The 23902-nt window shown below is 61.6% G+C and carries 19 protein-coding genes; 10 read left to right on the plus strand and 9 right to left on the minus strand.

Features of this window, described 5'->3' with window-relative positions:
- The first annotated feature begins 1 nt into the window (after position 1).
- The 4 genes from ACP7DE_RS16975 to bamE are packed head-to-tail and all read left to right on the plus strand — an operon-like array spanning position 2 to position 1974.
- Positions 2–463: a GNAT family N-acetyltransferase gene (locus ACP7DE_RS16975; RefSeq protein WP_426073206.1), complete on the plus strand. Its 462-nt coding sequence runs from the start codon at positions 2–4 to the stop codon at positions 461–463.
- Positions 460–819 carry a nucleotide pyrophosphohydrolase gene (locus ACP7DE_RS16980; protein ID WP_426073207.1) on the plus strand — a complete coding sequence of 120 codons (360 nt, stop codon included), beginning with the start codon at positions 460–462 and terminating at the stop codon, positions 817–819. The genes ACP7DE_RS16975 and ACP7DE_RS16980 overlap by 4 nt, the downstream gene beginning before the upstream one ends.
- A gap of 49 nt (positions 820–868) precedes the next feature.
- A complete protein-coding gene (locus tag ACP7DE_RS16985; RefSeq protein WP_426073208.1) occupies positions 869–1669 on the plus strand; it encodes a hypothetical protein in 801 nt (266 codons plus the stop codon).
- Positions 1666–1974, plus strand: coding sequence for an outer membrane protein assembly factor BamE domain-containing protein (gene bamE, locus ACP7DE_RS16990; protein ID WP_426073209.1), 309 nt, complete (start codon positions 1666–1668; stop codon positions 1972–1974). Before ACP7DE_RS16985 ends, bamE begins: the two co-directional genes overlap by 4 nt.
- A 34-nt stretch (positions 1975–2008) precedes the next feature.
- On the opposite strand, the gene ACP7DE_RS16995 is transcribed toward bamE, so the two are convergent.
- From ACP7DE_RS16995 to ACP7DE_RS17005, 3 genes are all read right to left on the minus strand, one after another.
- Positions 2009–3670 (minus strand): methyl-accepting chemotaxis protein, encoded by a 1662-nt coding sequence (locus ACP7DE_RS16995; protein WP_426073210.1) that lies wholly within the window; start codon positions 3668–3670, stop codon positions 2009–2011.
- A 446-nt stretch (positions 3671–4116) separates the two neighbouring features.
- Positions 4117–6291: a DEAD/DEAH box helicase gene (locus tag ACP7DE_RS17000; RefSeq protein ID WP_426073211.1), complete on the minus strand. Its 2175-nt coding sequence runs from the start codon at positions 6289–6291 to the stop codon at positions 4117–4119.
- 270 nt (positions 6292–6561) lie between these two features.
- Complete coding sequence (locus ACP7DE_RS17005) at positions 6562–7407, minus strand: alpha/beta fold hydrolase (protein ID WP_426073212.1); 846 nt, start codon at positions 7405–7407, stop codon at positions 6562–6564.
- 134 nt (positions 7408–7541) lie between these two features.
- Here ACP7DE_RS17005 and ACP7DE_RS17010 point away from each other — a divergent pair, with 134 nt between their 5' ends.
- A complete protein-coding gene (locus ACP7DE_RS17010) occupies positions 7542–9167 on the plus strand; it encodes a M28 family peptidase (protein WP_426073213.1) in 1626 nt (541 codons plus the stop codon).
- A 41-nt stretch (positions 9168–9208) separates the two neighbouring features.
- Here ACP7DE_RS17010 and ACP7DE_RS17015 read toward each other — a convergent pair whose 3' ends face one another.
- The 3 genes from ACP7DE_RS17015 to ACP7DE_RS17025 all read right to left on the minus strand — a co-directional run bounded on the left by ACP7DE_RS17015 (position 9209) and on the right by ACP7DE_RS17025 (position 13568).
- Positions 9209–9625, minus strand: coding sequence for an SRPBCC family protein (locus ACP7DE_RS17015; protein WP_426073214.1), 417 nt, complete (start codon positions 9623–9625; stop codon positions 9209–9211).
- Positions 9626–9777: 152 nt separating this feature from the next.
- Positions 9778–10476 (minus strand): dienelactone hydrolase family protein, encoded by a 699-nt coding sequence (locus ACP7DE_RS17020; RefSeq protein WP_426073215.1) that lies wholly within the window; start codon positions 10474–10476, stop codon positions 9778–9780.
- Positions 10477–10565: 89 nt separating this feature from the next.
- Positions 10566–13568: a DUF6701 domain-containing protein gene (locus ACP7DE_RS17025; protein WP_426073216.1), complete on the minus strand. Its 3003-nt coding sequence runs from the start codon at positions 13566–13568 to the stop codon at positions 10566–10568.
- A gap of 261 nt (positions 13569–13829) precedes the next feature.
- On the opposite strand from ACP7DE_RS17025, the gene ACP7DE_RS17030 reads away from it, so the two are divergent.
- Complete coding sequence (locus ACP7DE_RS17030; protein WP_426073217.1) at positions 13830–14834, plus strand: GlxA family transcriptional regulator; 1005 nt, start codon at positions 13830–13832, stop codon at positions 14832–14834.
- 10 nt (positions 14835–14844) lie between these two features.
- Here ACP7DE_RS17030 and ACP7DE_RS17035 read toward each other — a convergent pair whose 3' ends face one another.
- Positions 14845–15951, minus strand: coding sequence for an S-(hydroxymethyl)glutathione dehydrogenase/class III alcohol dehydrogenase (locus ACP7DE_RS17035; protein WP_426073218.1), 1107 nt, complete (start codon positions 15949–15951; stop codon positions 14845–14847).
- 282 nt (positions 15952–16233) lie between these two features.
- Between ACP7DE_RS17035 and ACP7DE_RS17040 the strand changes: the two genes are divergently transcribed.
- The 3 genes from ACP7DE_RS17040 (at position 16234) to ACP7DE_RS17050 (ending at position 19110) form a co-directional block, all read left to right on the plus strand.
- Complete coding sequence (locus ACP7DE_RS17040) at positions 16234–17679, plus strand: PQQ-dependent sugar dehydrogenase (RefSeq protein ID WP_426073219.1); 1446 nt, start codon at positions 16234–16236, stop codon at positions 17677–17679.
- 130 nt (positions 17680–17809) lie between these two features.
- A complete protein-coding gene (locus tag ACP7DE_RS17045) occupies positions 17810–18253 on the plus strand; it encodes a thioesterase family protein (protein ID WP_426073220.1) in 444 nt (147 codons plus the stop codon).
- Between the two features lie 71 nt (positions 18254–18324).
- On the plus strand, positions 18325–19110 hold the full coding sequence (locus ACP7DE_RS17050) for a substrate-binding periplasmic protein (protein ID WP_426073221.1): 786 nt from the start codon (positions 18325–18327) through the stop codon (positions 19108–19110).
- Between the two features lie 19 nt (positions 19111–19129).
- Here ACP7DE_RS17050 and ACP7DE_RS17055 read toward each other — a convergent pair whose 3' ends face one another.
- A complete protein-coding gene (locus ACP7DE_RS17055; RefSeq protein WP_426073222.1) occupies positions 19130–19633 on the minus strand; it encodes a DUF3016 domain-containing protein in 504 nt (167 codons plus the stop codon).
- 434 nt (positions 19634–20067) lie between these two features.
- On the opposite strand from ACP7DE_RS17055, the gene ACP7DE_RS17060 reads away from it, so the two are divergent.
- Entirely contained in the window at positions 20068–21579 is a 1512-nt protein-coding gene (locus tag ACP7DE_RS17060; RefSeq protein WP_426073223.1) for a DUF3369 domain-containing protein, read from the plus strand.
- Between the two features lie 239 nt (positions 21580–21818).
- Here the strand turns inward: ACP7DE_RS17060 and ACP7DE_RS17065 are convergent, their stop codons facing one another.
- A complete protein-coding gene (locus tag ACP7DE_RS17065; RefSeq protein WP_426073224.1) occupies positions 21819–23762 on the minus strand; it encodes a GAF domain-containing protein in 1944 nt (647 codons plus the stop codon).
- Positions 23763–23902: the final 140 nt, after the last annotated feature.

Below are 23902 nucleotides of genomic sequence, written 5' to 3' on the forward strand. Positions count from 1 at the left end.
CATGACTATCCGCCTGGAATCGCCGCAGCAAGCCGACGTGCAAACCCTGATTGCCGAGCTTGATGCCTATCAACAAACCCTGTATCCGGCCGAATGCGTGTATTCGCTGGACCTGGCGTCCGTGCCGCCGGACAGCCTGCTGTTTGCCGTCGCCCGCGATACAGCGGGCACGGCGCGCGCCTGCGGCGCCATCGTCGTCACACCCGATTTTGGCGAGGTCAAACGCATGTATGTGCACCCGGAAAGCCGCGGCCTGGGCCTGGCCAAGCGCCTGCTGGCTCTGCTGGAAGAGCAGGCGCTGGCGCGCGGCTGCCGCTTGCTGACGTTAGAGACGGGCATCCACCAGCCCGCAGCCATCGCCCTGTATGCGCGCCACGGCTATCAACAGCGCGGCCCCTACGGCGACTATCCCGACGATCCGTTCAGTGTCTTCATGGAAAAACCGCTGCAGGTGGCGGCATGAGCGCGCCCGCCGACAGCCTGACGGACATCCGCGCGCGCCTGCGCTCCTTTGCCGACGAACGCGACTGGGACCAGTTCCACACGCCGAAAAACCTGGCCATGGCCCTGTCCGTGGAAGTGGCGGAACTGGCCGAGCACTACCAGTGGCTGCCCACGGGCGCGGACGCCGAGCTGGACGACGCCAAGCGCACGGGCATCCGCCACGAGCTGGCCGACGTGCTGATGTATCTGGTGCGCCTGGCCGACAAGAGCGGCGTCGACCTGCATGCGGCCGTGCTGGAAAAGATGGAACTGAACGCGCAAAAATACCCGGCGCAGCAGGTGCGCGGCGACGCGCGCAAGTATAGCGAGTACTGATAACCCCATCCGTGCGTGGCTGCAGCCTAAAAAGGCGTAGCATCCAGGCATGCGTATCCCTCTATCCCTGCTGCTCGCCGGCTTGCTCGCTGCCCCACCGTACAGCGCTATTGCGCTGGCGCAAACCGCGCCCGTGCCGCAAGTGAAAGTCGATGCCACGCGCGACCCTGTGGATAAATCCTACCGCAAGATGCTGCAGGGCGTGGACCGCTTCGAGCGCGACCATGCGCTGGCGCCGCAGGCGGTGTTGCGCTTTCGCTTGCTGCCGCGCCAGCCCGGCGTGGACATGACGGGCGTGCAGCTGCGCATCGCCGGCGATACGGTCAGCATCCCCTTGCCCTTGGCGGAAGACAACAGCTTTGCCCCCGTGCGCCATGCGCAAGCCGCGCGCGAAGACGCCGTGCTGATCGCCAACCGCAAGGCCACCACCATGAGCTGGCGCGCGCAAGTCATCACGCCCGGCTTGCCGCCCGGCACGCGGCGCCTGGGCGACTTGCGCCTGGAATGCCGCGCCGGCATGGATTCCGGGCTGATCTCGAACGACCCGCAAATCATCGCCTGGCTATCCAGCATGCTCTACAGCACCGACAAGGTGTGTTCCGAGCCGGACGGCAATTATCTGTTTTTCACGGACCGCCCCCTGTTCGGCGTGACCCTTGTGCATGGCGAGCGCAGGGTCACGCTGCCATTCACCATGCTGTATGCGGGCGGCGAGCAAACTCCCGCCTCGCTGCCCTATTGCGATTGCCAGGTCTTGCTCGACCGCACGTATTACGCGCCCCTGTGGGACGCCAGCTGGCCCGACGATACCTTGCTGGAATTTACTTACATGGACGAGGTGGCCCCATGAAGTGGCTGAGTGTCTTCGCGCTGATGCTGCTCGCCGCCTGCTCCGGCACGCGCGCCTTGCAGGCAAGCAAGAATGTGCCTTACGCCACCCTGGAACAGACGGCGCAGCCGGGCAGCAGCACCCGCGAGCAGGTGCGCGCGGCGCTGGGAGACAGCACGTCCATCCGCTTCGACAGCGGCAATGAAGTGTGGATGTACACCTACCCGGTCGCTGGGGGCGCGCAGGGTGAGTATGTGATCATGTTTGGCGGGGATGGGGTGGTACGCAAGGTACGCAGCGGGGAAGTCTACCAGATACGGAAATGAACCCCGCCAGCGCTACACTGGCGGGGTGATTGTCTTAGCGCGCCTTCAGCAAGGCCCGTGTGGCCATGCCCGCGCCCACGCTGGGGTTGCGGCCTACGCCGGCAGCCTTGCGCTTGGGCGACGCCTTCAGTTTGAAAATGCCGATCGACTGGGCTACGCTGTCGGTGCGCTGCGCCAGGCTGGTGGCAGCCGCAGCGGCCTGCTCCACCAGCGCCGCATTCTGCTGCGTGATGCCATCCATCTGGATGACGGCCTGGTTGACTTGCCCGATGCCCTGGTTTTGCTCGCGCGTGGTGGAGGAAATCTCGTCCATCACTTCCGTCACGCGGGCCACCGAGGCGATCACTTCCGTCATGGTGGCGCCGGCATTGCTGGTCAGCACGCTGCCCGCATTCACGGTGGCGATCGAATGGTCGATCAAATTCTTGACTTCCTTGGCCGCCGTCGCCGAGCGCTGCGCCAGGCTGCGCACTTCACCGGCCACGACGGCGAAGCCGCGGCCATGCTCGCCCGCACGCGCCGCTTCCACGGCCGCGTTCAAGGCAAGAATGTTGGTCTGGAAGGCAATGCCGTCAATCAGGCCGATGATGTCGAGAATCTTGCGCGACGACGTACTGATTTCATTCATCGTGGTGACCACTTCGCTGACGATGGTACCGCCCTTGGCGGCGACGGTGGATGCCTGCGCCGCCAGGTCGTTGGCCGTGGCCACGTGGTCGGCGCTGTTCTGCACCGTGGACGTCAGTTCTTCCATGCTGGCCGCCGTCTGCTCCAGGCTGGAAGCCTGCGATTCCGTGCGGCTGGACAAGTCCATATTGCCAGTCGCAATTTCCGCCGTCGTGACGCGGATATCCTCAAAGTTGGCGCGCACGTCGCCGATGATGCTGTGCAGGTTGATGTTGGTCTGGCGCAAGGCCGCCATTAATTGCCCCATATCATCATCACGCACCTTGTCGATGACGCCCGTCAAGTCGCCACCGGCCATCTTGCGCGCCACCGTGATGGCGTCGCCCAGGGGCGCGACCAGCGAATTGTGCAGATGGGCCCAGAAATACAGCATCAGTGCGACGGCCACGGCGGCAGTGCCGCTGAGCCAGCTGCGCGTGGCCGTGCTCGTATCGCCATCGATATTCCATACGGCGCAGCCGAGGATGGCCAGCACCACGCCAAAGACGATGCAATGCAGGGCCAGGTCTTGCGACAGGCTCAGCTTGCGCCATTCGGCCAGCTTGGCGGCCCAGCCCTGGCGCACGACGCGGCCATTGCGGAATGCCAGCCTGGCGGCGTTGCCATCTTTAAAACTTTTATACAGGGCTGCTGCTTCGTTGATCTGCTCGCGCGTGGGCTTGGTACGCACGGACATGTAGCCGATCGGGCGGCCGTTCTCGATGACGGGCGTGATATTCGCAAAGACCCAATAAAAATCGCCATTCTTGCAGCGGTTCTTGACCATGCCGGTCCATGGCATGCCCGTCTTGATGGTATCCCACAGGTCGGCAAACGCTTCGGCCGGCATATCGGGATGACGCAGAATATTCTGTGGCGCACCCAGCAGTTCCATTTCTGAAAAACCGCTGACTTCAATGAAATACTGATTGGCGTAATTAATGTTCCCCTGTAAATCCGTGGTGGAAACAATCGTCATGCCTTCATTTAATACGTATTCATTTTGCGTGATAGGCGTATTGACCCGCATCGTCGCTCCTCTATTTTTTCAACTAGCATAACAAAAACATAAAAACAATATACCACATCAAGCACCAGCGAGATATCGCCACGGCGACAGTGACACTCGTCAAACAATTTAATAAAAGTCAATTTTTTTATATTTTAGAATTTACTTTAATTCAACTTGATTGACTTTATTGACTTTATTGAAATTAAAAATTTCAATAGCAGGCAGGACGGATAATTAATTAAATATTATTTATTGTTATCCGGTGCGATAAACAAGCCGCCTACGCCGATTAAAAGATGGCAACACCAGGCCAATAGGAAAAATACATGGCGCAGCCATCCGCGTTAGTAACGGAGCAATAAGGTTCATTTCTTGACGGGGGGAATAAAAACTGGCGCGAACGCGCCAGTGGGGGATATGTCTCCAATCCGCGACACAGGCGCCGGAGCGCCTGTGGGGATGGCTTACTTAAATGACTTACGCGGCGGCGACTTCGGACGCGGTGCCGCAGGCTTGCGCTCCGTCGTGCCATCATCCAGGCTGATGCGCAGTTTCTGGCCCGAGACCACGACCGATTTCAGGTGGTCGAGGATTTCTGGCGGCATGCCTTCCGGCAAGTCCAGCACGCTGTAGTTGTCAAAGATATCGATGCGGCCGATATGCTTGGCTTCCAGGTTCGCTTCGTTGGCGATGGCGCCGACGATGTTGCTTGGCGTCACAGCGTGCTCACGGCCCACTTCGATGCGGTAGGCCGTCACGCCTGGACGTGGACGTTCCTTCTTCGGCGCGCGCGGCGCTGGTGCTGGTGCAAGTGCTGCGTCGCCCGCGTCGGCCGGCGCATCCTTGAACGCTGGCGCGGACTTGGCGGCAAACGGCTTGCGTGGCGCGGCTGGCGGCGCCAGGTCCGGTGCATCGCCATCGCGGCTGATGCGCAGCTGCTGGCCCGCCACCCACACGGTTTTCAGCTGGTCCAGCAATTCTTTCGGCATGCTGTCCGGCAAGTCCAGGACGCTGTAATCGTCATAGATTTCGATGCGGCCGATGTTTTTCGAATCGATGCCCGCTTCGTTGGCGATGGCACCCACGATATTGCCCGGTTTCACGCCATGCTGATGACCTACCTCAATGCGGAAGGTTTGCATGCCGGCGTCGGCTGGGCGCTGGATGCGTTCCTTTTTCGGGAAGGCCGGACGTTCGCCACGCTCGCTGCGCTCGTTACGCTCGAAGCGGTCGCCCCGTTCCGGACGGTCGTTGCGTTCGAAGCGGTCTTGGCGCACAGGACGGTCGTCTTGCCACGTGGCTTGCTCGCGCGCCTTATTCTTGTCCAGCAACAGAGGCACATTGCCACGCGCCATCTTCGCCAATGCGGCGGCGATCTCGATGGCGGGAATGTTTTTCTCGCGTTCGAAATCCTCGATCAGCGACTGGAACTGTTCCAGTTCGCCCAGGGCCAGGGTGTCGCTGATCTGTTCCTTGAACTTGGCGATACGCACGTCGTTGACGGCCTGAATCGTCGGCAGTTCCAGCATGCCGATCGGCTGGCGGGTCGAACGTTCGATGGCTTTCAACAAGTTCTTTTCACGCGGGGTGATGAACAGAATCGCTTCGCCGCTGCGGCCGGCACGGCCCGTGCGGCCAATGCGGTGGGTATAGCTTTCCGGATCGTGCGGCACGTCGTAGTTGACGACGTGGCTGATGCGCTCGACATCCAGGCCGCGGGCGGCCACGTCGGTTGCCACGAGGATGTCGATCTTGCCGTCTTTCAATTGCTGGATCGTGCGCTCGCGCTGGGCTTGCTGGATGTCGCCATTGATGGCGGCAGCCGAGAAGCCGCGTGCTTGCAGCTTGCCGGCCAGCTCTTCCGTGCCCAGCTTGGTGCGGGCAAAGATGATCATGCCATCAAACACTTCCGCTTCCAGGATGCGGGTCAATGCGTCCAGCTTGTGCATGCCCGACACCAGCCAGTAGCGCTGGCGAATGTTGTCAGCCGTGCCCGTCTTGGCGGCGACCGTCACTTCGGCCGGATTGACCAGGTAGGTCGTGGCAATGCGCTTGATGACGGAAGGCATGGTGGCCGAGAACAGGGCCGTTTGATGGCCATCCGGCGTTTCCTTCAAGATGCGTTCGACATCGTCGATAAAGCCCATACGCAGCATTTCATCGGCTTCGTCCAGCACCAGCGTCTTCAGCTTGGACAGGTCGAGCGAACCCTTGTCCAGGTGATCGATGACGCGGCCAGGGGTGCCGACGATGACATGCACGCCGCGGCGCAGGGCCGACAACTGCGGGCCGTAGCTTTGGCCGCCGTAGATCGGCAACACGTGGAAGCCGGGAATGTGGGCGGCGTACACCTGGAACGCTTCGGCGACCTGGATGGCCAGTTCGCGTGTCGGTGCCAGGACCAGGGCTTGGGGTGAGCTTTGTTTCAGATCAATGCGCGACAGGATAGGCAAGGCGAAGGCGGCGGTCTTACCCGTGCCTGTTTGCGCCTGGCCCAGCACGTCGCGGTTAGCGAGCAATAATGGAATCGTGGCCGCCTGGATAGGCGACGGTGTTTCGTAACCGACATCCTTGAGCGCGCGAATCAGCGGCTCGCTCAGGTTAAGGTCGGAAAATAAGGAAATTGGTGTATCAGACATGAAATCACTCACAAGTTCGCTCGAATCGCCCAATGCGAAAGAGTGTATCTGCTAGTTTACTCTTTACTGGACCTTACCGGGTGGCTGCATGCCGCAGAACGCCGTTTTTTGCGCCATATCTACCGAAAAAAGGCAGAAAAATCGGTGATCCGCACGCAATTGGCGCGTGATTTTGCCAACATTAAACGATACACAACAATGTGCCGCCTGCGCCTGTTCTGCGCGGCAACGGCAACGGCGGGCGCGGAAGCACTGCGGCGCCCGCCCCCCTCAGGTACGCAAGAACTCCAGCAAGTCCTCGTTCAGACGGTCTTTGTGCGTCGTCGCCAAGCCGTGCGGCGCGCCCGCATACACGAGCAGCTTGCTGCCGATGATGAGCTCAGCCGTGCGCCGCGCCGAGGCGGCGATCGGCACGATCTGATCATCGTCGCCATGGATCACCAGGGTCGGCACGTCGAATTTGCCCAGGTCGCTGGTGAAGTCCGTTTCGGAAAATTGCTTGATGCACAAATAGGCTGCCGGCATGCCCGCCTGCATGCCTTGTCGCCAGAAACTGTCGCGCACGCCCTGCGACGGCTTGGCGCCGGGCCGGTTGTAGCCATAGAACGCCTCGCTCAAGTCGCGGAAGAATTGGCTGCGGTCGGCCTGCACGCCGGCGCGGATGGCGTCAAAGGCGGACAGCGGCAAGCCCAGCGGATTGTCGGCCGTTTGCAGCATCAGCGGCGGCACGGCGCCCACCAGCACGGCGCCGGCCAGGCGCTGCGTGCCATGGCGGCCGATGTAGCGCGCCACCTCGCCGCCGCCCGTCGAGTGGCCCACCAGGGTGGCGCCCGTCAAGTCCAGCGCCTCGATCAACGCGGCCAGGTCATCGGCATAGGTATCCATGTCGTTGCCGTCGAAAGGCTGGCTGGAGCGGCCATGGCCGCGACGGTCGTGCGCGATGACGCGGTAGCCGTGCGAGGCCAGATAAAACATCTGGTCTTCCCAGGCGTCGGACGACAGCGGCCAGCCGTGGCTGAAGACGACGGGCGGGCCGCTGCCCCAGTCCTTGTAGTAGATCAGGGTGCCGTCGGCGGTACGCAGGGTATTGCTCGATTGCAAGTCGGTGGCAGTCATGGGACGCTCCTTGTCGGTGGGCCAGCGGCCATTGTGGCCGCAATGGCGCGCGCACGCCGCGCGCTACGCTGGAGCATTGCGGTAGAGTAAGATTGCCGCTGCTTTGCTTTCCCGTATTCACTTTTGGAGTTGTCATGCGTTTTCCCATCGTCCTCGCCGCCAGCCTGTTCAGCACGGCCGCCCTCGCCCAACCGCTCGTTGCCGAAGCGCCCCTGCGCGCCCATCTGTCCTTCCTGGCCGACGATTTGCTGGAAGGACGTGGCACGGGCCAGCGCGGCGGCGACCTGGCCGTGCGCTACCTGGAAACGCAGGCGGCCGTGGCCGGCTTGCAGCCTTTAAAAGATGGCACGTACCGCCAGGCGCTGACCATCGTCGGCAGCAAGGCCTTGCCATCGAGCAAGGTCACGTTCAGCGCGGGCGGCAAGACGCTCGCTCCCGCCTTCGGCAAGGACATCGTCTTCGGCGCTTCCAATGGCCAGCAGACAGTGGCGTTTGACGCGCCCGTCGTGTTTGCCGGCTACGGCATCCGCGCCCCCGAGGAAAATTGGGACGATTTCAAGGGTATTGATTTAAAAGGGAAATTGCTCATCATGATGGTCAACGACCCGCAGCCGACAGCTGCCGAGCCGAGCCGTTTTGCCGGCAAGTCCCTCACCTATTACGGCCGCTGGGTCTACAAGTACGAGGAAGCGCTGCGCCAGGGCGCCGCCGGCGTCTTGCTGATCCACACGACAGCATCGGCGTCGTATCCGTGGTCGGTGCCCGCCAACGGCTTCGGCCACGAGCGCTTCAGCCTGGCTGGCGCGGGCAACGCCATGGAAGGCTGGCTGCAGGAAGACATGGCGCGCGCCCTGTTCCAGCAAGCAGGACAGGACCTGGACGCCTTGCGCGCGCAGGCTGAAACGCGCGATTTCCGCCCCGTCGCCCTCAACGCCACGGTCAAGGTGGCACTGGATAGCCAGATCCGCAGCATCGAGCAATTCAATGTGGCCGGCATCGTGCCGGGCACGGACCCGAAACTGAAGGACGAGGCTGTCATTTACTCGGCCCACTGGGACCACCTGGGCAAGGATGACGAAGGCAGCAGCCAAGGTGTCAAACAGGGCCAGAGCGACCCTATCTACAACGGCGCCATCGACAACGCCTCGGGTGCGGCAGCACTGCTGGCCATGGCGCAGGTTGCCGTGAAAAAACCGGCGCGCCGCACGCAGATCTTCCTGTGGCCGGCCGGCGAGGAAACGGGCATGCTGGGCAGCACGGCCTACACGCGCGCTCCCCTGTGGCCGCTGGCGAAAACCGCTGCCGACCTGAACCTCGACAGCATGAACTTTGTCGGCAAGACGCACGACATCGGCGTGGCCGGCGCCGAGCGCAGCAGCCTGTACGCGAGCGCCGCCAAGGTGGCCAAGCGCATGGGCCTGCGCCTGGCGCCCACCATTCCCGACCTATCCGGCGCCTTTTACCGGGCTGACCATTTTGCCTTCGCCAAGGCCGGCGTGCCCGCCTTCAACGTGGGCTCGGCAGTATTCTCCGGCGACGGCGCGTTCGACTTCGTCAAGGAGCCGACAGCGTCCAGCGAGCGCCTGGTGGCCTTCAAGAAGGATTACCATCAAGTCACCGACGAATACAAGCCGTCGTGGGATCTGTCGGGCATGGTGCAGCAGGCGCAGTTCACCCTGAACCTCGGCTATGCAGTGGCGAACGACAAGCACTTGCCTACTTGGAACAAGGGCGAAGCGTTTGGCAAGGTAAAACGCTAAGCGCCATGAAAAACACCGGCCTTGGCCGGCGGTGTTTTCATTTAAATCGCCATGATGCGTTTCAGATCCACAAACGCGGTTTCGTACAAATGCTGAAACGCGCCGATCATGACCTCTTCCACGCCTTCGGCCGCGTCGAACTCGCTCGACCATTCTGCCACGCAGGAAGCGACGCCCGGTTCGCCCGTGACGCGCAGGGTGGAACGGTAGTTCTTGACGGGGATCGGGCCAGAGACGATGGTGTAGCTGTAGCTCTTGTCCGCTTCGCTGTAGCTTTGCAGGCGTTCGGCGATGACGGCGCCGTCCGTGGTTTTCAGGCGGCGCACGCGACCGCCATGCTCGGACAGGCTGGTCTTGATGGCGCTCGACCATTCAGCCAGCGACTGGAAGCCGCCGATAAAATCCCACACGCGTTCGGCGCTTGCCGCCAATGTTACAGAAACAATTACTTGGGCCATCTTTAATTCGGTTCCTCATCCAGGTTTGCCGGGCGCGGCGCCCGGCCGGCCGGAGTTGCCCGGCACAGCCGCTATTTTAGCGCCCATGCGGCTTTGCTGCTGGGCGCATATCGGCCTGGACAATCGCGGCTGGTCAGCCTGGCGATGAGGTTTTACAGATTTTCTGCCAGGAAAATTAAAGAATTGCCATGCGCGTGGGCTGCGGCGCGCTGCTGGTAGCTGTCGCGGTGGGTGCAATTGAAACCGTGTTCGGCGCCCGGGTAGATATGGATTTCCACGTCTTGCCGGTCTTCGAAGCGCTCGGCGATCTTTTGCACGGCGTCCGGCGGGATATGGCTGTCCTGGCCGCCGAAATGCATGAGCAGCGGCACCGTGATTTGGTCGGCCAGGTCCAGCTTGTTCTGGATGCCGCCGCCGTAATAGGCGATGGCGGCGTCGACCAGACCGGCCGCAGCCGTTTGAAACGACAGACGGCCACCGAAGCAGTAGCCGACCGAGGCCAGCTTGCCCGTCACTTCCGGGCGCGCGCGCAAGACGGCGACGGTGGCGGCGATATCGCTGTCGGCGTGGGCGTTATCGGTGGCTTGCATCAGCTCCACGGCGCGCGTCCAGCCGTCAGCGTCATAGCCCAGTTCAATGTGCGCGCCCGCGCGCCAGAACAGGTCAGGCACCAGCACCACGTAGCCATCGGCCGCATACTGGTCGGCCACGGCGCGGATGTGCTCGTTGACGCCGAAAATTTCCTGCAACAAGAGGATGGCGGGGCCCTTGCCTACGTGCGGCACGGCCAGGTAAGCCTGAAAGCTGCCGTCCGGGCCGGCGATATCGATCCACTGCGAAGTTGTGCTCATAGAAACTCCAGTCTGAGGTTGGGGGAATGCCACAGCCAGGCATGTTACTGGTTTTTCGCTCTGCCTGCGTCCGCCCCCTTTGCCCAGGCTCAATACAGCTCGCGCAGGTAAATCACGGGGCCGGACTTGAGGATGCCAAAGACGACGGTACCGACCGTGCTGCCCAGGTAGGGATGGTTGCCCACGGATACGTCCACGCTGCCGGCCTTGCCGGCGCCGGGCGCCAGCAAAGTCAGGCGATTGGCCTGAGGTAGTGCGCCTTGCACGACGGTATAGGTCCGATCATCAGCTGCCAGTTTGCTGCAGTCCAGCGTTTTCTTGCAATTGGCCAGCACCACTTCCGACTTGTTGAACGCACTGATGCTGTCAAGCAAATTCGTCGTCCATTTCGTCCCATTCCAGTACTGCACTTGCACGGCCAGCCGGACGGGCAGCAACTCGGAGCCATAGCCGTGGGCTACTTGCCATTGCCCCGACAGCACGGTCAGCCTTGCCTCGTTCTGTATCAATGCGGAAGTTGAACTGACGACGGCGCCGCCGGGATACGTGCTGCTGGCGCGCAGCCGCACGTCGGTGGGCGCCACCTTTACCGGCACGCCCGCCTTGCCCGGAAAACGGTAGGCGACCATGGGCGAGGCAACGCCCAGTATAAATATCACGGGCGCCACGCCGGTGACGGTGGTTTGCGCCCTGCTGCCATCGGTGAGCCGGCTGCGGCCATCGGAAGTGCTCGGCGGAAAGGAAATCGTGCCCTTGGCCGCATCCAGGCCTTCGAGCAACACGGGCGCCAGGACGCTCGGGACGCGGTCGTCATAATTTTGGGTCGTCGCCACCCCCTGGGCGCGCGCCGTCACGCGCACGCCTATGGCCTGCCCCGAGTATGCGTAGCGGCCTGTCGCCCCATCGTTGGCGCAGGTAAGCGGCGGCGCGCACGGCACGGCGATCCCGTTGCTAGCCTTGGGCTGGTCAGCTTCCTTGTCCTTGATCAACTCCGTGATGAAGTGGTGCGGGATGAACTGCACCTCCCCGCTCACGCGTGAGGGCTTGGGCAAGTCCAGCACCGGAGTATTGGCATCCAGGTAGCCGTCGCGATTGGCCAATTTGAAGGCGATGGTGATCGTTCCCACCTCTGGCCAGTTCATGTCGCTGCTGGCAACGCTGCCATTCTTGAAGACCACGCCACCCTGCATGGCTGGCTTGTTTGGCTCGGCAATCTCGTCCTTCGTCGGCCTGACCAGGCTGGCCAGCGTAGGCAGCACCGTCTCTGGCAATTTTTCATTGCCAAAGTTCGGCGTCACGGCACCCTCGTTATTGAGCGCGCTCATGCTGACAGTCACTGGCGCACCCGCGCGCTGAGGGCTGGCAATGATAGGGATGCTGAACGCGGCCGGCACGACAATGACATCGCCGTTGCCCGTCATGCTCAAGCCGGCGTCGCCGGAAGTGGCCGACCCCGTATAAGTGGCCTTCAAATTCACCTTCCCCACATCCGCGTAGGACATGGTGGCCTTGGCGACGCCCTGGTTATCGAACGCCAGGTTGACCGTCTTCCCCAAGATACTGCAAGCACTGCTGTTATCCGCCGCCAGGGCGATGAAGCCGCCAGTGCCTTTGATGAAGACGGGCAAGCTGCCAGTGGCGGGATTGCTGTAGCTGCAAGCGAGCGACAAGTCCTTGTTTTTATTGGCAAACAGGGGCACGCAGGCTTGCTGATTGGGGCTGGCCTGCACGGCGCTGATGCCAAACGACGGCTGCGTGGCCGAGACATGGTTGACGGGGGTGACAATCAAGCCTGTTTCCGCGAAATCCATAACGCAACTGGCGCTCTTGTCCGAGCTGCGTTTGCACACCAGCGCGTCCGTAGCGCCGGGCACGCTCGTCAGGCTCAGCGTGGCACTGCCGACGGCGTACTGGCGCACGGTGGCCGTGACCATGCCACTGCTGCTTATCTGCGTCGCGTCGCCCCCCGGACTCAACGTGACAGTGGCGCCACCCGCGTACGTGCTGCCGCAGGCGGCATCCGCGCAAGCCGTCACCGTCACCGTTTGCGGCGCGCACGTCAGGGCAGTGCCTGGATGGTCGATCTGGAAATGGTGGGGTCCGGTCGGGGTGCCGGGGACGCACTTCGGACCCAGCGGCTCGTTGAAGGCATAGCCGCTGTTATTCGTCACGCAGCTGCAGGGGTTGGCCGGGGTATAGGCCTTGCAGGTGATCGTCTGATGCACCCGGCCGCGCGAGCCCAGGGTAATGTGATCGACCTTGGCATTGCCAGTGATATACGCATTCGCCGATTTCAAGGTCACGTCGCCGCCATCCACATTACCTTTGATGCCATTGCCAGAAGCAATGGTCAGCGTATTCGACGCTGCCACATCGCCCGTGACGAGCACACCGGACGCCTGCAGGTCGATGGTCGGCGAGACCAGGTTGCCCGTGACTTGGCTACCGGTACCGACGGTCAACGAGGTGCTGGCGTTGATGTCGCCTTGCACTTGACTTTGTGCGGCCTCGATGCTGACCACGGGCGCCTTGGTCTGGCCTTTCAAGGTGCTGCCCGAGCCCAGGCTGAACGACATGGCAGCCGTCACGTCACCCGTGATCGTGACCTTGGAGTTGGTGATGATGGTGTTGCCCTTGAGGGGACCGGCAATGGAAGAATTTGACGCGATATTGATCTCGCCGCTAGCCGTCACGCTGCCGCTGATAGCCACATTCGCGTTGGTGACGACCTTGCCGCCATCGATAGCGCCAACCAAAGTCGAGCTGGCTGAAATATCGATCATGCCCGTGGCCGTAATGTTTCCCGTGACTTTGACGGCAGAACCACCGAGGATCACGGAGGCGGCCGAAATATCGGCCACGATGGCCTGGCCGTTCTGCGAGCCCAGTTTGAAACTGCCGCCCTTGGCCGTCAGGCTGCCACCCGAGATCTTCAGGTTGGACGTATTGACGTTGCTCAAGTCGAGATTCCTGTTGACGGTCAGGGCCGCCGTGCCGCTCATGCTCAGTCCCTGGTTATAGCCCATGGTCACGTCGCTGTTGACCGTGACGCCGTAGCCGCTGGCGATCACGATAGCGTCGCTACTACCCACAAACTGGAGGTTACCGCAGGTATATTGTGCGCCCGACCGGGTGCAATTGCTGACGTCGCCGCCGTTGAAATTAAAAGTGACCGCCTGGGCCATGCCGGTCGATAACAAGAAAAACAAACCAAGGAAAAAAATGTGTATGCGCACGATGTTCAGAAATCGGATAAGTGGAAGGTGGCCGGCGGTATATTAACTATCTCATGCTAAGCTACACCGTCGCCGCTCTTGCATTATGGCAGTGTTTTCCACCCTCACGCATATCGCATGATCAAGCAAAGCCCCAAAGAATTTCCCCTGCGGACCGTCGACATCATCGTCTACCCCGGCTTCAAGGCACTGGAAGCCATCGGCGCCATGAAAGTGTTTGACTACGCCAACACCCATTTGCGCCTGCGCAATTTGCCTGGCGGCTACGACGTGCGCATCGTGTCGACGTCCATCGGCCCCGTCGAGTCGGACACCCTGATGTCGCTGCACGCGAGCAAGGCGCTCGATGCCAACCGCCTGCCCGATTTGGCCGTCATCGTCGGCTGCCACCACGTCGAGCAAGTATTGCAAGACATCCCCGCCCTGGCCGCCTGGGTGGCAGCAGCGGCGCCGCGCATCGCTACCCTGGCGGCGCTGTGCACGGGCTGCTTCTTCCTGGCCGAAGCGGGCGTGCTCGACGGCAAGACCGCCGCCACGCACTGGAGCGCCGTGGATAGCCTGCGCCAGCGCTATCCATTGATACAGGTCAATGCCGATGCGATTTTCGTGCGGGAAGGAAAATTCTGGACGTCGGCCGGCGTGACGGCCGGCATCGATTTGGCGCTGGCCCTGGTGGAAGACGATTTCAGCCGCGATATCGCGCTGGAAGTGGCGCGCGACCTGGTGGTGTATTTGAAGCGGCCCGGTGGTCAGTCGCAGTTTTCCGTACACCTGTCGAGCCAGATGACCACGCATCCGACCATCCGCCAGTTGCAGGGCTGGATCATGGAACACCTGGCCGAAGAACTCACGGTGCCACTGCTGGCGGCCAGGCTGGCCATGAGCGAACGCAATTTTACGCGCGTATTCCAGCGCGAAACGGGCAGCAGCCCCACGGAATTCATCGAGACGGCCCGCTTTGAGGTGGCGCGCCGCTTGCTGGAAGACAATGTGTCTTCCTTAAAACAGGTGGCTGTGCAAGCGGGTTTGCACAGCGAGGAAAGGCTGCGCCGCCTGTTTCAAAAGAAACTTGCCATCACGCCGCGCGACTACCGCGAACGCTTTTCCAGCACATCAAGATGACAAGCCGATATTAGTACAGGACGACGGAACGAATCGACTCGCCGCTCTTCATCAACTCAAAACCTTGATTGATGTCTTCGAGCTTCAGCCTGTGCGTGATCAAGTCGTCAATGTTGAGCTTGCCTTCCATATACCAGTCGACGATCTTCGGCACGTCGGTGCGCCCGCGCGCCCCGCCGAAAGCCGAACCGCGCCATTCGCGCCCCGTCACCAATTGGAACGGGCGCGTGGAAATTTCCTGGCCCGCTGCCGCCACACCGATGATGAACGATTTGCCCCAGCCCTTGTGCGTGCATTCGAGCGCCTGGCGCATCAGGGTCGTGTTGCCGACGCATTCAAAACTGTAATCGGCGCCGCCATCGGTCAGTTGCACGATGGCATCGACGACGTTTTCCACTTCGTTCGGGTTGATGAAATGCGTCATGCCGAACTTGCGCGCGATGGCCTGGCGCGCCGGATTGATGTCGATGCCGATGATTTTATCGGCGCCGACCATTTTCGCCGCCTGGATCACGTTCAGGCCGATGCCGCCCAGGCCAAATACGGCCACATTCGCGCCCGCTTCCACCTTGGCCGAAAACAATACCGCACCCACGCCCGTCGTCACGCCGCAGCCGATGTAGCAAACCTTGTCGAACGGCGCATCTTCGCGGATCTTGGCAAGAGCGATTTCCGGCACCACGATATAGTTGGAAAAAGTCGAGGTGCCCATGTAGTGGAACAAGGGCTGGCCATTCAGGGAAAAGCGGCTGGTGGCGTCCGGCATCAGGCCGCGGCCCTGCGTGGAGCGGATGGCCTGGCACAAATTCGTCTTTTGCGACAGGCAGAACTTGCACTGGCGGCATTCCGGTGTGTACAGGGGAATGACGTGATCATCCTTTTTCAGGCTTGTCACGCCCGGGCCCACGTCGACGACGACGCCAGCGCCCTCATGGCCGAGGATGGCGGGGAAGATGCCTTCCGGGTCGGCGCCCGACAGGGTGTAGTAATCGGTATGGCAAATGCCGGTGGCTTTCAGCTCGACCAGCACTTCGCCGGCGCGCGGGCCGGCCAGGTCGACTTCTTCGATGGTCAACGGGGCGCCCGCCTTCCAGGCAATCGCGGCTTTGGTTTTCATGGGGATACTTCCTGTTCGGTTTCAGATGCGCCATTATCGGACGCTTGCGGGCGTGGCGGGGCCAGTGGCGGCGCGCTTGTCTGAAAACGCGGCGCATTTGTCCGATGCCGCCGCACGGTGCAGCAGTGCACGGAAGCGCGGCGTGTGTCAGGCGTATGCTTGCGTAAGCTCAATCTTGCGGGCACAAAAACGCGCATTCTTGACGCAACAGCATTCCCTTGATGCATCGCACTGACTCGTCCTCACCAACTCGCCATTTCATCGTTCCCGCAGGAGACTGACATGCGCACCTCGCTATCCCGACTGTTCCCCGCCTGGCTGGCCCTGCTGCTGGCAGGCTGCCTGGCCCTGCTGGCCGCCTGCGGCGGCGGGGGCGGCCACCACCCGCCCGCCGCCACCACCGGCAGCCTGGCAGTCACCATCGGCGGCTTGCAGGCCGGCGTGGCGGGCGCCGTCACGCTCAGCGGACCCGCGTCCTACAGCAAGCTGCTGACGGCGAGCACCAGTCTCACCGACCTGGCGCCCGGCGCCTATACGCTCAGCGCCACCAGCGTGGCGCAAGGCACGGGAACGCTGGCGCCCACGCCCGTCACGCAGCAGGTGCAAGTCAATGCGGGCGCGACGGCCAGCGCCAGCGTCGCCTATGCGGCCACCGCGCCGCTGGCCCTGGCCCTGCAAGAGGTGGCCAGCGGCTTGAGCGCGCCCATCTTCCTCACGGCGCCACCCGGCGACAGCCGTTTGTTCATCCTCGAGCGCCCCGGACGCATCCGCGTGGTGCAAAACGGCAATCTGCTGGCCACGCCCTTCCTCGACATCAGCGCGCTCACCACCACCAGCGGCGAACGGGGCTTACTGTCGCTGGCCTTCCATCCGCAGTACGCCAGCAATGGCTATTTCTTCCTGTATTACACCAACCTGGCCGGCGATATCGTCATCGAGCGGCGGCAAGTGTCGGCTGGCAACGCCAATGTGGCCGATCCCCTGTCTGCGCTGGCCATCCTCACGATTCCCCACCCGACGTTCAGCAACCACTATGGCGGCTTGCTCAGCTTTGGCCCGGATGGCTATCTGTACGCAGGCACGGGCGACGGCGGCAGCGCGGGCGACCCGTCCGGCAATGCGCAAAACACGAATGTGCTGCTGGGAAAACTGCTGCGCCTGGACGTCAACGCCAGCACGGTGGCCCAGCCATACGCCATTCCACCAGGCAATCCATTTGCCACAGCAGGCGGACGCGCTGAAATCTGGGCCTACGGCTTGCGCAACCCATGGCGCTACGCCTTCGACGTGCCGGCACAACTGCTGTACCTCGCCGACGTGGGCCAGGCCAATTGGGAAGAAGTCGATGTGCGCCCCGTGGGCCAAGCGGACAACAACTATGGCTGGAATATCATGGAAGGCGCGCACTGCTACAGCAGCAGCTGCAGCCAGGCGGGGCTGGTCCTGCCTGCCGTCGAATACGGCCACGATACGGCCGGCGGTTGCTCGATCACGGGCGGCTATGTGTACCGGGGCACGGCCTTGCCGGAACTGGCGGGGCAGTACCTGTATTCGGACTACTGCAGCGGCTGGCTGAAAAGCTTCAGCTACAGCAATGGCACGGCCTCCACCGTGACAGACTGGGGCATCACCAACGTGGGCAACATCCTGTCTTTTGGCCAGGATGCGCAAAACGAGCTGTACATGCTGAGCGGCACGGGCAAGGTCTACCGCATCGTACACAAATAAGCGTATGCAAATGAGCGTGCGCCAGTGAAGCGGAGCGCGCGCGGCAGAGGGCATTTTTCGACGGGGCGCGGGGAACCGGCTAAAATGGTTTTTTTCCGCCGCGCCCTGCGCACCAGCCCAAGAGACCACCATGGCCCGTTTGAAACTTGAATTTCCCGAAGACCAGTACTGCTATTCCTCGCAACTGACGGTGCGCACCACGGACATCAATGCCGGCAACCATCTCGGCAACGATTCCATGATTTCCATGATTTCCGAGGCCCGCGCGCGCTTCCTGTTCGAATTCGGCGTGCGCGACATTGAAGCGGACGGCACCGGCATCATCGTCACCGACCTGGCCACCACCTATCGCGCCGAAGCCCATGCGCGCGACCAGCTGCTGTTCGAAGTGGGCGTCATGGATTTCAATAAATATGGCGGCGACATCACTTTCCGCATCACGCGTCCGCGCGACAACGCCCTGATCGCGATGGCCAAGTCCGGCTTTGTGTTTTTCAACTACAAGCGCAGCCAGGTCGTGCCCATGCCGGAAGAGTTCGGCAGCAAGTTCCCACAGGTAAACTGGATCGATTAAGCGATAGATTACGCGGGTCGTCATGCCGCCATGCTGTATGCTTGCTAGGAAGACATTAAAACTGGAGCGGCATGCAAGCAGCGATAACGGCAAGACTGTGCCTGGCCCTGGCGTTGCCGGGCGTGTGGCCAACCGCCCTGGCCGCGCCGCACACCGTCATCCTGTACGGCGACGACGACTATGCGCCATACAGCTACGTGGAAAATGGCGTGTTCAAGGGCATGTACGTCGATATGCTGCGCGCCGCCGCCACAAGAATGCCGGAGTATCGGCTGGACCTGCAGCCGCGCCCCTGGAAACGGGGACTCGATGCGCTGGAAAAAGGCCAGGTATTCGGCCTGTTCCCGCCCGGACGCAAGACGGAACGGTCGTACGTGCAAGCGTATTCGGCCATGCTGTACCGCGAATCGGTGGTGTTGTTCTGCCATGACGCCGTCATGCGCACGCCGCGCACGCACTTCCCGACCGACTTTGCCGGCCTGAGCATCGGCGTCAACACGGGGTTTTTACTGTCGGAAAAATTGATGGCGCCGGCCCGCCAGGGATTGCTGCACCTGGAAGCGGCCAAGGGCAATGAAGCCAATCTGAGAAAACTGGCCCTGAGGCGCATCGATTGCTACGCCAGCGACCGCGCCGCAGCCCGCCACACGGCGCGCCGGCTGCAAGGCGAACTGACCAGTTACGGCTTGCAATTGCACGAGGTGCTGGAACTGTCGTCCGAAGCCACGTATATCGCCTACAGCGCACGCAATACGCCGGCCTACAAGGCCGATTTCATCGAAAAGATGAATACGGCCTTGCTTGCCATGCGGCAGAACGGCCAGCTGGCACGCATCGAAGGAGCCTACCTGCGCTGAAATAGCGACGCATGCTCGCTTACTTGCGCGTCTGGCGCTTCACCTTGATGCCGAAAGTATCGGCAAACCAGTCATCGATCATCAGCTTTTCATAGCGCAGCTTTTCATTGCTGAAGTAATGATTGATGCGGCTCAGGTAAGACATGTCGGACAGAGCAGCATCGCCACTGCGAATGACTTTGCCATCCTGTTCCAGCACATAGTGCAAGCGCATGCGCGGCCAATCGACCCGGCCATTCATGACGCGGATATCCTGGCCGGCACGCAGCGCGGGATTTTCACGGCCCGCCAGGTCCACATCCGTGACGTCGATTTTCAAGGTCTGCCCGGGCGGCAGCGATGCGCCCAGTTTCTCGAAATGCCGGCTCAGTTCCTTCAATACCTCTTCCCGTTCCTGCGGGTTGAACGGGACATCCGTGTATTGATCCGGTTTGCTGAACTGCACTTCCATTCCTGCCCAGGCCGCGCTGCTGGCAAGCAAGGCCAGGGCGGCGACCAGGGCGCGCGTCGTTTGTTTTTGCATGATCTACCCTTTCAGGAAATGTGAATGGCATGGGGCCACTTCTTATGCCTACTCAATATAGCGCGCTGCATCCCATTCTGGCGCGCAATTCATACCTTGTTACTTTTCTGATTTCCGCCAGGAAGGCAAGGCGCCGACTTTTTTTTACAGATTTATTGGCAATATTAATTAAAACAAAGTATTGTCTTGAAAATATAGTTGCCTAAGCGATAAAGTGTAGATAGTGTGAGCGGCATGGATTTAAAGTGCCTTTTTAGCACGTGTGTTGCATGACTTTAGTCAATTGTTCTTGCTCATTGTTAATACTTAGCTGTCAGTCTACAATCGATAAAATGCGCCCGAAAAACGCGCAACGCCGGTAATGGCGCACAGGAATTCCTGGCGCAGGCGTCTCAGCATTGCGTCAGTTATGCCTTTTAGCGGAACTCGCCCCTATGTCATTTTTGTCTTCAGCTTCGCCCAAGTTACCTCCCTGGAAAGTCCTGCTCGTCGATGATGAACCCGACATTCACGACATCACCAAACTGACACTGAACCGTTTTCGCCTCGAGGGCCGCGCCCTGAGCTTCGTGCACGCCTACAGCGGCGCCGAGGCCAAGCAGGTGCTGGCGCGCGAAGAAGGCATCGCGCTGGTCTTCCTGGACGTGGTGATGGAGCGCGAAGACAGCGGCCTGGAAGTGGCGCGCTGGATGCGCGAAGACCTGGGCAACCAGTTTACGCGTATCGTGCTGCGCACGGGACAGCCGGGACAGGCGCCGGAAGAACGGGTGATCGTCAACTACGACATCAACGACTACAAGGAAAAGACGGAACTCGACCGCACCAAGCTGTTCACCACCACCTTTGCCGCCCTGCGCGCCTACCGCGACATCATGAAGGTCGAGGAAGCGCGCCTGGCCCAGCTGCACTACCGCGAAGGCCTGGAACGGGTCATCGCGGCCTCGGCGCATATTTTCAAGCAGCGCAACCTGCGCGACTTTGCCAGTGGCCTGCTGCAGCAAGTCGTCGCCTTGCTGCGCCTGGAAACGAGTATGCTGCTGCGCCTGCGCGGCGCCAGCGCCATCTCAGGCGAACAGGATTATGAAATCCTCGCGCAAATCGGCGACCATGAAGCCGATGGCGGCATCCTCAGCCCATCCCTGCTGTCGCAGCTGGACGATGCCAAGAGCAACAAGATCTCGCGCCTGCACGGCGACACCTATGTCGGCTACTTTCCCAACAGCAGCGGCAAGGCGTCCTTGCTGGTACTCAAAGGGGTGGAAGAGATTTCCGACCTCGATGCGCAATTGCTGGAAGTATTCTGCTCCGGCGTGGCGATTGCCTTCGACAATATCCTGCTGACGCAGGAAATCACCGATACCCAGGCCGAACTGATCCTGCGCCTGGGCGACGTGGTCGAATCGCGCTCGCACGAGGGCGGCAACCACGTGCGGCGCATGGCCGAAGTGTGCCAGCTGCTGGCGCAGGCCTCCGGCATGTCGGAAGAAGAAACCATGGTGCTGCGTCACGCGGCACCCATGCATGACATCGGCAAGATTTCCACGCCTGACGCCGTGCTGCTGAAACCAGGCAAGCTCGACGCGGCCGAGTGGGAAATCATGAAGCAGCATCCGACGGTGGGCATGTCCATCCTCGACGGCTCGCAGCGCCCGCTGCTAAAGGCGGCCGCCGTGATCGCCCACCAGCACCATGAAAAGTACGATGGCAGCGGCTACCCGCAAGGGCTGGCAGGCGAAAACATCCACAAATACGCGCGCATCGCCGCCGTCGCCGACGTTTTCGACGCCCTGATGCACAAACGCTGCTACAAGGACGCCTGGCCCCTGGAGCGCGTGGTCAGCTATTTGCGCGAGGTGAGCGGCAGCCACCTGGACCCGCAGTATGTGGAGTTGCTGATTGCGAATCTGGATGATGCTCTGGCCCTGAACAAGCGCTTCCCTGATTAAGCTCCAGATTTAACCCAAGTACAAATACCGGGGTCAGACCCTGAGGGTCTGCCCCCCGCACACCGGCAAAACACGCTTCGGCCCCAGCCCCCAACACGGGCGTCCCGGGCCAAGCGGACCTGAAAAATGTCGAAGGCAAGGCGCAGCGACGCAGACAGTACGCATGTACGGCAAGGAGCTGCAACGCCGCCATCGGCATTTTCTCAGGCCCGCGTCTCCGGCCCGCCGTTTTCAAGCTTTCAAGCGCTTTTCGGCTCTAGCGGGAAGCGTATCTTGTAATGCAATCCCATGCCCGGCGCGCTGACCACCTTCACCGTGCCGGCCAGCGGCCCCGTCACCAGGTTGTACAGGATGTGCGCGCCCAGGCCGCTGCCGCCGGAACCCCGTTTGGTCGTGAAGAAGGGGTCGAACAGCTGGCCCAAGGTGGCGCTGTCCATGCCCATGCCATCGTCACTGTAGTCGAGTTCCAGCATCTCGCCGGCCGTCCGCACGCTGATTCTGATCTTGCCCGGCTCGCCTTCGACAAAGCCGTGCACCAGTGAATTGACCACCATGTTCGTGACGATCTGCGAGACGGCGCCCGGATAGCTGCGCAGTTGCACCTCAGGCGCGCAATCGATCTCCACCTTGATCGGCTTGCCCTTCAGCTTGGGCTGCAGGGAGAGCAGGATTTCATCGAGGTATTTGCGCAAGTTAAAGCTGCGCAGCTCGTCCGAGGACTGGTCCACGGCCACCTGCTTGAAGCTGCGCACCAGCGCCGCCGCACGCTGCGTATTCGTCGTCATGATGCGCAGGGTCTGGTCGATGATGTCGAAAAACTGCCGCAAACCATCTTCATCGAGCTGGCCGCCTTCCAGGTCTTCGCGCGTGAGTTTCAATTCCTGCACCAGGTGGCTGGTGGCCGTCACGCAAATGCCCAGCGGCGTATTGATTTCATGCGCCACGCCGGCCACCAGGCGCCCCAAGGACGCCAGCTTTTCCTGGCGCACCAGTTCCGACTGCGCTTCCTGCAAGGCGCTGAGGGCGCTGTTCAGGGCCGCGTTCTGCTCTTCCAGCGCTTCCTTGGCCTGGCGCATGGCGCTGTCGGCCTGGATGCGGGCCATCGCCACGGCGACATGGCTGGCCATGAAGGCCAGCACGTCCAGTTCCGCTTGGCCATACACGACGGAAGTGTCGTAGCTTTGCACGATGATCACGCCATATTTGCGCTCGCCCAGCAGCATGGGCGCGCCCATCCAGCTGGCGATGCCCACATTGCCCAGCGGCTCGTCCATCTCGCCACTGGCCACCAGTGCCGCGTAGCTGTCCGCATCCAGCAGGCAAGCCTGGCGCCGCGCCAGCACGTAGGAACTCATGCCGATGCCGTAATGAAAGCGCTTCACGGGCGCTTGCGCATCCTTTTCATCGACAAAATACGGGATCGTGATGTCCTTGTTGTCCGGATGGTACAGGGCGATGAGGAAGTTCTTCGCCGTCACCAGCTCGCTGATGATGGCATGCAGGCGCACATACAGGGTGGTGGCATCGGCCGCTTGCGCCGACAGGTTGGCGATTTCATACAGCGCATGCTGCAGGTTTTCCGCGCGGCGCCGCTCGGCCACCTCGTGCGCCAGCAGGGCCGTGCGCTCCTGCACCGCCTTTTCCAGGCGGTCCATGCTTTGCATGCCCTGCAGGGCGCTCGACACGTGCGTGGCGATCAGCGCGAACAGGGCCTGGTCTTCCAGGCTGAAGCGGTGCTGCGCGTCATAGCTCTGGATGACGATGGCGCCCAGCACCTGGTGCTGCTGATCCAGCAGCGGGCAGCCGATCCAGTGCTCGGCCGCCGTGCCGCCGCCCCAGGCACCACCACCGATGGCGCGCATGGCGTCGTCGTCGGCCGTCATCACCAGTTGCTTGCGGTTGACGATGACCCACGCCGTGGGCGACTGCGCGGCGCTGGCCAGGCGCACGCCCACGTCCGGATCGGGCGCGGCGTCGAATTCATCGACAAAATAGGGAAAGTGGACCAGGCCGTCGTCGCGGTCGCTCAGCGCCACATAAAAATTGGCCGCATACATGATGCGCCCCAGCGCCGCATGCACCGCCTGCAGGAATTCGCTGATATCGCTGCAGGTGCTCGAGCGCTGCCCGATTTCCAGCAACACGGTTTGAACGGCTTCCAGGCGGCTGAGACGGCTTTCCATGGGTGACTATGTACCTTGCGCAAGTATATGTTCTGAAAATCAATATTATCAGTTCAGCCCAGCCTTGGCACGGCATAAAACGCAGAATCTTGCCTTGAGACAGCGCGACACACGCCACGTGCGCATTTGCCACGCTGGCA

Origin of the sequence: Janthinobacterium sp. DSP2-3-3 (assembly GCF_049897325.1) — a bacterium.
Taxonomy (GTDB): domain Bacteria; phylum Pseudomonadota; class Gammaproteobacteria; order Burkholderiales; family Burkholderiaceae_D; genus Janthinobacterium.

Bases quoted from the DNA above. Each gene is read 5' to 3' on its own strand.
- ACP7DE_RS16975 (WP_426073206.1), top strand. From the start codon at position 2: ATGACTATCCGCCTGGAATCGCCGCAGCAAGCCGACGTGCAAACCCTG.
- ACP7DE_RS16980 (WP_426073207.1), top strand. From the start codon at position 460: ATGAGCGCGCCCGCCGACAGCCTGACGGACATCCGCGCGCGCCTGCGC.
- ACP7DE_RS16985 (WP_426073208.1), top strand. From the start codon at position 869: ATGCGTATCCCTCTATCCCTGCTGCTCGCCGGCTTGCTCGCTGCCCCA.
- bamE (WP_426073209.1), top strand. From the start codon at position 1,666: ATGAAGTGGCTGAGTGTCTTCGCGCTGATGCTGCTCGCCGCCTGCTCC.
- ACP7DE_RS16995 (WP_426073210.1), bottom strand. From the start codon at position 3,670: ATGCGGGTCAATACGCCTATCACGCAAAATGAATACGTATTAAATGAA.
- ACP7DE_RS17000 (WP_426073211.1), bottom strand. From the start codon at position 6,291: ATGTCTGATACACCAATTTCCTTATTTTCCGACCTTAACCTGAGCGAG.
- ACP7DE_RS17005 (WP_426073212.1), bottom strand. From the start codon at position 7,407: ATGACTGCCACCGACTTGCAATCGAGCAATACCCTGCGTACCGCCGAC.
- ACP7DE_RS17010 (WP_426073213.1), top strand. From the start codon at position 7,542: ATGCGTTTTCCCATCGTCCTCGCCGCCAGCCTGTTCAGCACGGCCGCC.
- ACP7DE_RS17015 (WP_426073214.1), bottom strand. From the start codon at position 9,625: ATGGCCCAAGTAATTGTTTCTGTAACATTGGCGGCAAGCGCCGAACGC.
- ACP7DE_RS17020 (WP_426073215.1), bottom strand. From the start codon at position 10,476: ATGAGCACAACTTCGCAGTGGATCGATATCGCCGGCCCGGACGGCAGC.
- ACP7DE_RS17030 (WP_426073217.1), top strand. From the start codon at position 13,830: ATGATCAAGCAAAGCCCCAAAGAATTTCCCCTGCGGACCGTCGACATC.
- ACP7DE_RS17035 (WP_426073218.1), bottom strand. From the start codon at position 15,951: ATGAAAACCAAAGCCGCGATTGCCTGGAAGGCGGGCGCCCCGTTGACC.
- ACP7DE_RS17040 (WP_426073219.1), top strand. From the start codon at position 16,234: ATGCGCACCTCGCTATCCCGACTGTTCCCCGCCTGGCTGGCCCTGCTG.
- ACP7DE_RS17045 (WP_426073220.1), top strand. From the start codon at position 17,810: ATGGCCCGTTTGAAACTTGAATTTCCCGAAGACCAGTACTGCTATTCC.
- ACP7DE_RS17050 (WP_426073221.1), top strand. From the start codon at position 18,325: ATGCAAGCAGCGATAACGGCAAGACTGTGCCTGGCCCTGGCGTTGCCG.
- ACP7DE_RS17055 (WP_426073222.1), bottom strand. From the start codon at position 19,633: ATGCAAAAACAAACGACGCGCGCCCTGGTCGCCGCCCTGGCCTTGCTT.
- ACP7DE_RS17060 (WP_426073223.1), top strand. From the start codon at position 20,068: ATGTCATTTTTGTCTTCAGCTTCGCCCAAGTTACCTCCCTGGAAAGTC.
- ACP7DE_RS17065 (WP_426073224.1), bottom strand. From the start codon at position 23,762: ATGGAAAGCCGTCTCAGCCGCCTGGAAGCCGTTCAAACCGTGTTGCTG.